A 12,146-nucleotide genomic window follows, 5' to 3' on the forward strand; every position below is an offset into this window, starting at 1 on the left:
GGTGCCAGTGGACGCATGCGTCATGGCGGCCTTCTTCACCACTGATGCATCGACGCGCCAAAAAACATACGACTTTCATGGATACCACTGAGTGAACATCATCAAACATAGCCTCGCCGTTCTCGGCCTGATCGCGGCACCGGCTTTTGCCGCCAACCAAGTCAGCATCAGCATCGACGCCAGTCGACCCGGCCCTGTCATCAGCAAGAACGTCTACGGCCAGTTCGCCGAGCAGCTCGGCACTGGCATCTACGGAGGCATGTGGGTCGGCACGAAGTCGAACATCCCCAACACCCGTGGCTGGCGCAATGACGTCGTCGGCGCGCTCAAGGCGTTGCATGTGCCGCTGGTGCGCTGGCCGGGCGGCTGCTTCGCCGACACCTACCATTGGCGCGATGGCGTCGGTCCGCAGGACAAGCGCCCGAGCAACATCAGCGGTGGGCGCGTGGAGGAGATCAACGCCGTCGGCACCCATGAATTCTTCGACCTGATCGACATGCTGGGCGCCGACGCCTACATCAACGGCAACGTCGGTACCGGCAGCGTGCAGGAGATGGCCGATTGGGTCGAGTACATGACGGCGGACGGCGGCTCGCCCCTGGCCAGGCTGCGCGCCCGGAACGGGCATGCAAAGCCGTTCAAAGTCGCCTACTTCGGTATCGGCAATGAGTTGTGGGGCTGCGGCGGCAACCTGAAGCCCGACTACTACGCGAACCTGTACAGTAATTACGAGAATTTCCTGAGGGCGCCCGGAAATTCGAGACCGAAGATGATTGCCAGCGGCGGCAGTGGTTTCGACACCGCCTGGACCGACGTCCTGAGCAAGGAACTGAAGGGCCGAACGGCGGGCATCAGCGTCCACCAGTACACCATCGCGGGCACCACCTGGGAGGGCAAGGGCAAGGACCTCGGCTTCAAGGAAGACGAGTGGATCTCGACCCTCGCCAATACCTTGAAAATGGATCAGCTTATCAAGGATCACGTGGCCGTACTGGACAAGCACGATCCCGAGAAGAAGATCGGGCTGATGATCGACGAGTGGGGCACCTGGTATGACGAAGCGGGTGCCAGAAGCGCCTTGTACCAGCAGAATTCCCTGCGCGACGCGCTCGTGGCGGCGCTCAACTTCCACATCTTCCATGCTCACGCGGAGCGGGTCCCCATGACCACGATCGCCCAAATGGTCAATGTCCTGCAGGCGATGATCCTGACTGACAAGGAGAAGATGGTCCTGACCCCGACCTACTACACGTTCCAGATGTATGTGCCGTTCCAGGATGCCAGGTCGCTGCCGCTGGCAATCAAGGACAACACGAGCTACACCCTGGGCGCAACGAGCATTCCGGGGGTGAGCGCATCGGCGTCGCTTGCCAAGGACGGCAAGGTGTATCTGGCACTGGTCAACACCGATCCGCACAAGGCGGTCGATGTCGCCGTCGACGTCGCCGGCGCGAAGGTAAATGCTGCGGCCGGCAAGGTACTGACCTCGGCCGCGATGGATGCGCACAACACGTTCCAGAATCCGCAGGTCATCAAGCCGGCAGCGTTCAGCGCGCGTGCCGCGGGCGGCAAACTATCGATCAAGGTGCCCGCAAAGGCCGTGATGGTGGTCGCGCTGGAGGAGTAGACGCCGCGCGCACAAGGGCATGGTCGCCCATCCCGAACAGGAGCGGCGGCAGCTCGCCGCTCCCGCAACGGACGCCGCAAGGGCGTCAAACGTCAATCAATCGACCTTGTATTCGGAAACGTATGCCTTCAACACCGGAATCCAGTTTGCCCCCGCCCGCAACTGAAGGGCAGCCGTCGTTGCGGCCCGAGAAACGGCGCTACGCGTTGGGTGTCGTGCTGCTCATCCATCTTGCCTTGCTGATCGCCATGCTGCTGTCGCCCGCGCGCCGTCCCGCGCCTCCACCGCCGCGCGCCCTGGAAACGGCCCTGATCGAAGAGAAAGTACCGGAAGAAAAAATTCCCGAACCTGCGCCCGCCAATATCGCCCCACCCACCCCCGCGCCGCCGCCCCTTCTCGTCCCGCCGCCGCTCCCAGTGCCCGACGTCGTGCCCGACGCTGTCCGGGCTCCGGCTCCGGTTCCCGCGCCGGCTCCCGCGCCGGCGCCTGCTCCGGCCCCGGCGCCGGCCGCGCCCCCGCCCCGGCCCCGCCCGCGAAGGAGGTCGTGGCCAACGCGCCTCCCAAGCTGTTCGAGGAATGCGCCGAAGCGTCGGATCGGCATATGGTCGCCGACGTATATCGCCTCGCTGCCGGCAACCAATCGGTGTTCGACATGCGCGGGCGTAAGCCGATCAAGCGCGTTTGCCTGGCCCAACTCGATATCGTACCGCGCTCCTTCCGCGAAGGCTTTCCCGGTATGGGCTCGACGATCGAATGGTTCGGCCTGGATATTCGCTTTACCGTCAATATTGCCGAAACCGGCACCTGGGAGCTGATGCTGCTGGCCGACGATGGTGCCGTTCTCAGCATCGACGATGAAAACGTGATCGACAACGACGGCATCCACGCCCCGACACCCGTGGCGACCAGGATCAAGCTGGAGAAAGGCTTGCACAATTTCCGCCTGCGCTACTTCCAGGGCCCGGGCCCGGATCTTGCGCTGATGCTTGCGTGGAAAAAGCCCGGCGCGGCCGAATACAGCTATTTGCCGCGCAGCCTGATAGGGCGGCCGCCGGCCGGCACGTTGCCGCCGATCCGCCCGAAGGAGTAATCCAGGCCGCGCCACGTTCCACACCTCACTTCCGACATTCATGAAAAAGACACACTGCCCCGCTCTCGTTCTCTTGTCCGTACTGGCTGCGCTGCCCGCGGCGTCATTCGCGCACAACCCGATTATTCAAACGATGTATACGGCCGATCCGGCACCCATGGTCCATCAGGGCACGCTCTACCTGTTTTCCAGCCACGACCAGGATGTCGGCGAAAAAAACAACTTCAACATGAAGGACTGGGTGCTCGCCACGACGACGGACATGGTGAACTGGACCCAGCATGGCGCGATCGCCTCCCTGCGGGATTTCGCCTGGGCCGCCAAGGAGATTTCCGGCTGGGACGGTTTTGATAATGGCGCGTGGGCGCCCCAGGTGATCGAGAGGGATGGCAAATGGTATCTCTACGCCCCGGTGCAAGGCCGGGGCATCGGCGTGCTGGTGGCCGACAATCCCCTCGGCCCGTACACCGATCCCATCAAGAAACCACTGATCGCCGGCCACGCCGGCGGCCTGTACGACAGCATCGATCCGACCGTCTACATCGACGACGACGGCCAGGCCTATCTCGCCTGGGGCAATCCGAATCTGTGGTCGGTGAAGCTGAACAAGGACATGATTTCCTACGACACGAGCGTCGGGGAGAATGGCATCATTCGCCATCCGATGACCGTCAAGGCGCTGGGCGAGCGCAATCCTCCGGACACGCAAGGCACGACGCTTCCGAAGCGCGCCTTGCGCGGCACGTCCTACGAAGAAGGTCCCTGGCTCTATCAGCGCAAGAATCTCTCTTACCTGTTTTTTGCAGGTGGTCCCATCCCCGAGCATCTCGCCTACGCCACCGGCCCCACACCGGAAGGCCCGTGGACCTACGGCGGCGTCGTCATGACCCCGCAAAGTGCGTTCACCAACCACCCGGGCGTGGTCGATTTCAAGGGCAAGACCTACCTCTTCTACCACAATGCCGCGCTTCCGGGAGGCGACGGTTTCAAGCGTTCCGTGGCCGTCGATGAGTTGAAGTTCAACCCGGACGGCTCGGTCCCGCTGGTGCAACCGACCAGGGAAGGCCCGGCACCGGTCGCCACCCTCGATCCCTACAAGCGCGTCGAAGCCGAGACCATTGCGTGGTCGTCCGGTGTCAAAATCGAACCCAGCAGCGCCGGCGGCCAGAATGTGCGCGACATCCACGACGGGGCCTACATCCAGGTGCGCAATGTCGATTTCGGCGCGCCCGGCGCGCGCGCCTTCATGGCCAGCCTCTCCAGCACGGCCAAGCCGAAACAGGCCTCCGGGGCGAAGATCGAGATTCGTTTGGGCAAGCTCGACGGCCAGCTGATCGGCACGCTGCCGGTCTCGGGAACCGGCGGCCAATGGAAGCCGCAGTCGGTCCGGGTCTCCGGCGCCTCCGGCGTCCAGGATGTCTTCTTCGTGTTCCGCGGTGCGGCCGGCGAAGAACTCTTCAAGTTCGATTACTGGCAATTCGCGCACCACGACCTGCCGGCGGACCGCGACTCCGGCGCGCCCCGGCCCGGCCCGGCGGCAAAGGCGGATCGTGCCCATAATCCCGTGATCTGGGCCGACGTCCCGGACATCGCAGTCATCCGGGTCGGCAAAACCTACTACATGAGCAGCACGACGATGCACATGAGCCCGGGCCTGCCGATCATGAAGTCGACGGACCTGGTCAACTGGAGCATGGCCTCGTACGCTTATGACACCCTGGCCGACAACGAAGCCTTCCGCCTCGAAAACGGCAAGAACGCCTACGGTGAGGGCTCCTGGGCCAGCAGCCTGCGTTACCACGACGGCATGTTCTATGCCTCGACGTTCTCCGCCACCGCTGGAGGACGCACCCATATCTACGCCACGCGCAATCCGGAGCGCGGCCCGTGGAAAGAAACGAGTTTCGAGCCCGCGCTGGGTGACCACAGCCTGTTTTTCGACGACGACGGTCGTGTCTACATGGTGTTCGGGGGCGGCCGCATCTCGCTCAGGGAGCTGAAACCCGATCTCACTGGCTTCAAGCCCGGCGGCGTCAACAAGGTCATCATCGAAAACGCCAATGCCCTCTTCGGCGCCGACCAGGGCGGACTCAAAGCCGAGGGCTCGCAGCTCTCCAAGATCAACGGCCGCTACTACCTCTTCAACATCGCCTCGCCCAAGACCCGCTGGGCACGCACCGTCATCGTCCACCGCGCCGACAAGATCGACGGTCCCTACGAGGGCCGCATCGCGCTCGATGATCGCGGTATCGCCCAGGGCGGCCTCATCGACACCCCGGAAGGCAAATGGTATGCCTATCTTTTCAAGGACAACGGCGCCGTCGGTCGCGTTCCCTACCTCGTGCCCGTGACCTGGAAGGACGGCTGGCCCGTGCTCGGCCAGGACGGCGAAGTGCCCATGACGCTCGACATCCCCGCCGGCCGACAGGGCCGCTCGGGCGCGTCCGGTATCGTCGCCTCCGACGAATTCGACCGCTCGCCCGGCGCCCCCGCCCTGCCACTCGCCTGGCAATGGAATCACAATCCCGAGCCGCGTAACTGGTCGCTCACCAAGCGCCCCGGCTACCTGAGCTTCGTCACCAGCCGGGTCGATTCCAGCCTGCCTGAGGCGAGGAATACCCTCACCCAGCGCACCTTTGGCCCTGACAGTTACGCCACCACCAGCATCGACGTGAGCGGCATGAAAGACGGCGACTGGACCGGCCTTGCCGCCTTTCAGAAAAAATACGGTTTTGTCGGCGTAAAGATGAGCGCCGGCGCCAGGTCGCTCGTCATGGTGAGCGCCGACTCCGGCCAGCCCGAGGAGGTCGCCTCCATTCCCCTTTCCGGCAAAACCGTTCACCTCAAGGTCGAATGCGAATTCCAGTCCGCGCCTGACGATGCCCGTTTCGGCGTAGACGAGAATGGCGCCAAGACCTATGGCATACCGGGGGCGCCTGAAGTCGCCCGCTTCTCCTACAGCCTCGACGGCAAATCCTGGACCCCGATCGGGCGTCCCTCGCGCCTTACCTATACCTTCCCGCACTTCATGGGTTACCGCTACGCGCTCTTCTATTATTCGACGCAGACCGCCGGCGGCCGCGTCGACTTCGACTACTACCGGATCGGTCAAAGCGGGGTCTCCCGCTGACCGCAGCCAGCGGAAGGCCTTATCGGGCCGGCTCGCGCGCGTCCTTTTTGCATGCATCCCGGAATGCCTTCGGGGTGCATTGGTATTCTTGCTTGAAGAGCTTGATGAAATACGAGGAGTTTCTGTAGCCGACCGAATAGGCAATTTCTGCAATACTGGCACCGGTGTTTTCCACCAGCAGGCGCGCTGCTTCGGTCAATCTGAGCTTGTTCACGTAACCGATGAAGGTGTAGCCTGTTTCCGCCTTTAATATGTCGTTGACCTTATTGCGGTTGACACCGGTTTCCGCCACTACGGTCTCCAGATCCAGTCCCGGATCCGCATAACGCGTCGCCAGCAATCGCAGAATGGCGGATTTGCCTTTTTCCCGGTGTGTCTCCAGCGCCAGCTGCTGGTACGCCACCGGCGGCACGTCCTTCTGCATCCGCGCATGAAGGTCATTGGCCAACACCACGGCGTACTGCCTGACGAACCAGAACCCGAAACCAGCCCAGGCGACCGTCAGGAATGCGGCGAGAAAATACAGGTAGCCATATTTCCGCTCGTGCAATTCGATGTTCGCGATTTCGATACGCGACGGGACGCCGACGCCGCTGGCGGTGCTGGTGCCCACTTCGATCTGCGCAACCTTGGCCAGCGAGTAGCCCAGGTCGGATGGGTTGAGCTTGTTCGAGTCGACCCACCATTGCGGAACAGTCAAATGCGCCAGATCGAGTTCGGCATGCGCCCCGTCCTGATCGCAGTTAATGTATGCCGACGGCGAACGGTAGGTCATCAGATCATCCACTCTGGACAGCTTGTCATCGAAGGTGGCCAGGCTGATCCGGATGGTACCGGCGGGGAGGCAGCGTGCCTCGACACTGATCTTGTCGAATCTGGACCAGTCGAGCAATGCCGGTTTGCCGTTGCTGTCTCTGAAGAGCAGGCCGCTCGCTACATAGGGTCTGGAGCTGCTGCCTGACAGGACGAACTCCATGATCAGGCGCGCGGCATCGACTCGCGCATCCAGGCTGGTTGTCGCGTCGTTGCCTTTGTGTGTTCGCAACTGCCAGGAAAAATCTGCCTGCCCAAACAACGGGACGCGGTGATGGCTGCGGCTGACGCAAACATACCCGGTCAGTGTACTGATGCCGAGAAGCAGGACCAGCCGGACCAATGCTTTTGAATATAGCGGGTGCATGTCAATGAAGGTGGCAGGCCCGACAGTGGCGAACCGGTGGCCTGGCGGTCAAGCCGCATACCAGCGAATAAAGCCGGTCCGCACCGGGCCCGGCTTGTCGACGCAGAGGCAGGGGCGGCCCCGCAGGCGGGGCCGCCTTTTCCTTTAGTACGTGTAACGCAGGCTCAGGCGGAAGCTGCGGCCCGGCTCGAACCAGGCGCGGGGCATGTTGCCGATGCCTTGCTGCTGCGTCTGGCGCACGACCATGTCCGTCAGGTTGCTCGCCGAGAAGTTGCCCGAGATGTGCTCGTTGAACCTGTAGTCCACGCCAAAGTCCAGCTGGCCCGTCGCTTCCTGCCAGGTCGGCAGGCCGTAGCCCACATCCGTCGGCGCCGTGCCGCCGTTCGCGGCGGCGCGGTCCGGATCGGCACTCGTGGCATTGTCACCGCCCGTGCCGTTCGCACCCACGCCCTGCAGGAAGCGGCTGCGCCAGCTATAGGCCAGACGCGCCGACAGCGGACCGCGGTCATACAGGAACATGAGGTTGTACGCGTTCTTCGACAGGTACAGGATCGGCAACGACGTGAACGGCAGGCCGTTGGTGTCGCAGCCGTACAGGCTCAGCGAGCTGTTGTTGAACGATCCGTTCGCCGGGCAATACTTCTGGGTGAACGGATGGTACAGGTCCTGCTTGCTGTCGATGTACGTGTAGTTCGCCGAGATGCCGAAGCCCTTGGCCCAGTCCGGCAGTATGCGGTCCAGCCCCGGCACATTGTTGAAGTAGGTCTGGCCCGCCAGTTCCAGGCCCGTCACCGAACCCTTGGCGACGTTGTCCGGCCCCGTGATCAGGAACGCCTGGTCGTTGCCCGCCAGGCTCTTGTAGGTCCTGGTGAATGCCGTGTTCAAGATGATGTCACGCACATTCTTGCGGAACACGGCCATGGTCAGCGACGAACCGTTGCCCGGATACCATTCGAGCGTCCAGTCGAAGTTGTTGGAACGGACCGGCTTCAGCTTGGCGTTACCCCGGTCGTTGCCCGTGTAGCTGATGCTCTTGATGGTGCCCGCCTCGGCGCCGGTGCCCGACGTGATGTTCTGGTTCAGGTTGATGTACTCGTTCAGGTTGTCGAACGGCGGACGGTACATCGACTTGGCGAACGCGAAACGGGTTTGCAGCTTGTCCGTCAGGTCGGCCTTCAGGTTCAGGCTGGGCAGCACGTCGACGTACTGCTGCGACGCATTCACCGGGTCCTTGATCGCGGCGAAGCGCGGGATCACCTCCGACGCGTTCGAGCCATACGTCGGATTGAAGATCGTGAAGCCGTGGGACTCGCTGCGCGTGTGGATCACACGCACGCCGAGGTTGCCCTCGACGGGGAAGCGCAAGTTGTCGAAGCCGAAACGCAGTTGGCCGTAGGCGGCTTCGGTGCGTTCCTGCTGGCTGCTGGTCTGGGCCGGGTCGTCGTTGTAGGCCAGCGGTTTCCAGCCGCCATCCGCGGTCGAGCAATCATTGTTGGTGCCATAGTATGCGTTGCCGTCCTGGCACTGCATCTGCAGGGCCGGGATGAGTTTCGCATTATTGGCCAGGTTCCGGACGAAGGCCGGGTCCGGAACGACCATCGTTGGCACCTGGGGAATCTTGCCATTGAAGAAAGTCGGGAACGTATACGAGGACGTCTGCACCAGGTTGCCGTAGCGCGGATCGCTGAAGTAACTGACGTTGGGGCGTGCTTGCCAGCCCTTGTCCGCGAGCAGAGGCAGAGTGCCCGGCACTTTCGTCGCGTTGACGGACCATGGCTCGGCAATGCTCTTCCAGCCGCCGATGCCACCGGAGGCGTCGGAGCGGACCGCCGTACGCTTGGTGAGGCGCACGCCAAAGCGCAGGTCGCGCAGCACGTCGTCGTCGAAGTGGAAACGCGCGTCCGTCTTCCAGGCATACAGGTCGCCCCTGGCCTTGGTCATCGACGGCATCATGAAGCTCATGTAGTAGTTGTCGCGATTCGCCAGGAAGGCGCGGTCATTGTCGTCGAACGTCACCTTCGGCAGACTGCCCGACAAGTCGATGCCCAGGTTCGGCACGAACGTGCCCAAGGTCATGACGTTGCCCTCGCCGCTGTTCGTCGCATGCACCCACTGCAAGTCGCTCTGGATGGCCCAGCGGTCGTTGATGTTCCACTTGAAGTTCCAGGCGATCTCGCGCGTCTGCGATTTGCTGGTGTCGAAGCCGGTGTCGGACTGGTAACCCAGGCCACCGGCCGCGAAGCTGTTCGCGCCCACGCCGCCGATCGGGTAAGTGTAGAGGCCTTTCTGCAAGATGCCGTTCTGGTTGAAAACCGGATCGAGCGGCTTGACCAGGTACGGCGACTCGACGGCCGTAAACGTGGCGTTCTCGGTGTTGGCCGACCTGTAACCGGTATGGAAGTACGTCAGTGCCGATTCCATGCCGTTGTTCTTCCACTGCAGCGCGCCATAGACACCTGCACGGTCGACCTGGCTCGTGTTGGTGCGGAAAGACGCGGACTTCGGGATCCAGACGGTCTGGCTGTCAACGATGTCGGTGCGTGGGAAATACGCATCCACCTGAACCGTATCGTTGTGGGAATTGGTGCGGTTGGCAGACAGGTCGATCAACGCGCCCCATTGCCCGGTGCGGGTATTCCACCGCTTCGACACCAGGGCCGACAGGCCCGGCGACTTCTTGCTGCCCAGGGCATTATAGTTGCCGTTCACCGACAGGGCGACCTTGCCGTCCTTGTAGTCGAATGGCAGCGCGGTACGCAGATCCACCTGACCGCTGACGCCGCCTTCGACCAGCTCGGCGGGCGGATTCTTGTGCACGACCACTGCGGACATGAGTTCCGGCGGGATGTCGCCCCAGCTCAGCTCACGGCCCGGATAGCCGGCCGAGAACGATTCGCGGCCGTTCAGCGTGGACGAACCCCAGGTCAGGCCACGCACCGAAATGCCCGAGCCTTCGACCGAGAAGTGTTCCGGGTCGCCGCGCGAACGGTTGCGGTCGATCGTCACGCCCGCGACGCGCTGCAGCACTTCGGTGATCGACTTGTCCGGCAGTTTGCCCGCTTCTTCCGCAACGACGGCATCGACGACTTCCTCGGCGTTCTGCTTGAGTTTTTGCGCCGACTGCATGGCGGCGCGCTGGCCGCTCACGACCACCGTCTGCGTAGGCGGGTCGCCGGCCGGCGCCGTTTGCGCATGCGCCGCGCCGCCCCAGGCCAGTGCGGCCTGCGCCACCGCCAACGACAGCGCGGTCATCTTGATCGGTTTCCTCACGATCTTCGTCTCAATTCTCGTCATTATTTATATCCTTTTATTAAATACCTTGGTCGCCGTCCGCGGTCATTGGAAGGTGATGGGGCCGGTCAGCGTGAGTTGGGTCGAGTAGGTCAGCTTGTCCGTACCCGCGGTCGCCATCGAGGCGTTCGCGCTCACTGCGGAGAATTCGACCTGCGCGATCGGGTAATCCTGCAACTCGGTCCAGAGGTCGAGTCCCGTCAGGCCGCACGATTCCGCAATCGCGAACTTGTCCTTGAGATCGACGCTGTAGCTGGTGGCGGCTGCAGCGGTCGGCATTACCGTCGCGTGCAGCTTCACGTTGCAGGCCTTGCCGTCCTTGACGGCGAAGTGGCCGAGGTACAGGTTGATATCGACCCCGTTGTTGCCGTTGCCGAACCATTCAGGGTTCTGCGCGAGCTTGAACTTCAGGGCCGTCTGGGCATCGATCCGTGCGCCAGCGGGCGTGTCGCCGTTCTCGACGAGCTTCGCCAGGCCACCCGCGAGCAGCTTGACGCCCATGTAGCCACCCAGTCCATTGCCGGAATCCGGCTGGATGTTGTAGTACCAGGTGAAGCTGCTGCCGTCGGTGGGCACGGTGCGGCCGCACCAGTTCGTGGCACACCACCAACCGTCCGCGCTGCTGCCGGCGTAGGTCTCGATGCTGCCCGACTCATTGGTCTGGTCGGTGCTCTTGTAGCCGCTCAGGAACGTCAGCGCATCCGCTTGCGCGGTGCCGATCGGGATGCTCCGGACAACCGTGCCGGGGGCATAGATATCATCGACGACCTGCGCCGTGATGTTGCACAGCCCGTTGTCGACCTTGGTCATCGTATTGCCGCTGACCGTGCAGACCGTGGGCGTGCTGGACGTAAAGGTAACGGCTTTGCCCGCAATACTGGTCGTGGCGACCAGCGGAACCGGCGTCGAATCCAGCGGCAGCGCCCCTGGATTGCGGAAGATTACCGTCTGCGACCGTTTGGGGATGCCGAAAATCTGGTTTTCCGAGGCGGGGGTGTAGCCGTTGCCACCCGCCTGGTTTGCGGTCACCGAGCACTCGCCCGCTTTGATCAGCGACAGCGTAGCGCCGTTGACGGTGCAGATATCCGGCGTATTCGACGTGAAGGTCACCTCGCCACCGCCGCTCGCCGTCGCCGTCAGCTGGACGGTCGCGACCTCGGGCGGCGCGGCGAGCGTCGGTCCGCCCACGAATGGGAACGAAATGGATTGCGCCTTCGCGCCGTCGCTCGAACCGCCGCCGCCGCTGCAGCCGGCCAACAACATGCCGCAGGCCAGTCCGACTGCCGTCAGCTGGAATCTCATGGTTTGTCTCCTCATTGGAATCTTCCTTTCTTTTTTGTTTGCTGAAGTTGCTCGGCACCGGCTGCGCCGATGACAAGAAAAGATTGCTCCCTGCCCGCTTCGCTCGACATTCGCGGCAGGGAGGTCGGTACTGGTCAAGGATGTACGGACTGGCAGAGCGTCGCCGGCGTTATGAAATCGTTTTCAAAAACGCGAAAAAAAACAGCGCGCCATGATGTACGCCGGGACGGCGAAAGGTTTGCGGACCGGTTGCTGCTGCATGCAATGAGCCTGAGGTGCACGTCTTGTCTCCCTGCTTTTATTATCGATACCGGTCAACCAGGCGCTTCGATGGCGCTGTATCGACATATCTTGATCTTTATATATTTGAAACAATTACCCGCGTACTGGGCGGCTCCGAAAAAAGGGGCAGCCAAAGCTGCCCCATAAAACCGCTGCGGAAACCCGCCACGGAGGAGAGCGGACATGTGTGAAGCCCAGGATCGTCGGCGGCCGGGAGGCGGTTGCGGAGCCCAACCCATGTGTG

At 62.7% G+C, this 12,146-nt stretch carries 6 protein-coding genes; 3 read left to right on the plus strand and 3 right to left on the minus strand.

Annotated elements, in window-relative coordinates:
* Nucleotides 1-91: 91 nt before the first annotated feature.
* From ACEN9H_RS18740 to ACEN9H_RS18750, 3 genes are all read left to right on the plus strand, one after another.
* On the plus strand, nt 92-1,627 hold the full coding sequence (locus ACEN9H_RS18740) for an alpha-N-arabinofuranosidase (RefSeq protein WP_413671619.1): 1,536 nt from the start codon (nt 92-94) through the stop codon (nt 1,625-1,627).
* Nucleotides 1,628-2,171: 544 nt separating this feature from the next.
* Nucleotides 2,172-2,717, plus strand: a complete 546-nt coding sequence (locus tag ACEN9H_RS18745) for a PA14 domain-containing protein (protein WP_413671620.1) — start codon at nt 2,172-2,174, stop codon at nt 2,715-2,717.
* Nucleotides 2,718-2,757: 40 nt separating this feature from the next.
* Nucleotides 2,758-5,847: a family 43 glycosylhydrolase gene (locus ACEN9H_RS18750; protein WP_413671621.1), complete on the plus strand. Its 3,090-nt coding sequence runs from the start codon at nt 2,758-2,760 to the stop codon at nt 5,845-5,847.
* 19 nt (nt 5,848-5,866) lie between these two features.
* Here ACEN9H_RS18750 and ACEN9H_RS18755 read toward each other — a convergent pair whose 3' ends face one another.
* The 3 genes from ACEN9H_RS18755 to ACEN9H_RS18765 form a co-directional block, all read right to left on the minus strand.
* On the minus strand, nt 5,867-7,027 hold the full coding sequence (locus ACEN9H_RS18755; protein WP_413671622.1) for a helix-turn-helix domain-containing protein: 1,161 nt from the start codon (nt 7,025-7,027) through the stop codon (nt 5,867-5,869).
* A gap of 144 nt (nt 7,028-7,171) precedes the next feature.
* Nucleotides 7,172-10,321, minus strand: coding sequence for a TonB-dependent receptor (locus tag ACEN9H_RS18760; protein WP_413671623.1), 3,150 nt, complete (start codon nt 10,319-10,321; stop codon nt 7,172-7,174).
* Nucleotides 10,322-10,363: 42 nt separating this feature from the next.
* A complete protein-coding gene (locus ACEN9H_RS18765) occupies nt 10,364-11,620 on the minus strand; it encodes a hypothetical protein (RefSeq protein ID WP_413671624.1) in 1,257 nt (418 codons plus the stop codon).
* Between the last annotated feature and the right edge of the window lie 526 nt (nt 11,621-12,146).

The organism is Massilia cellulosiltytica (genome assembly GCF_047325105.1).
GTDB classification, from domain to species: Bacteria; Pseudomonadota; Gammaproteobacteria; order Burkholderiales; family Burkholderiaceae_D; genus Telluria; species Telluria orientalis.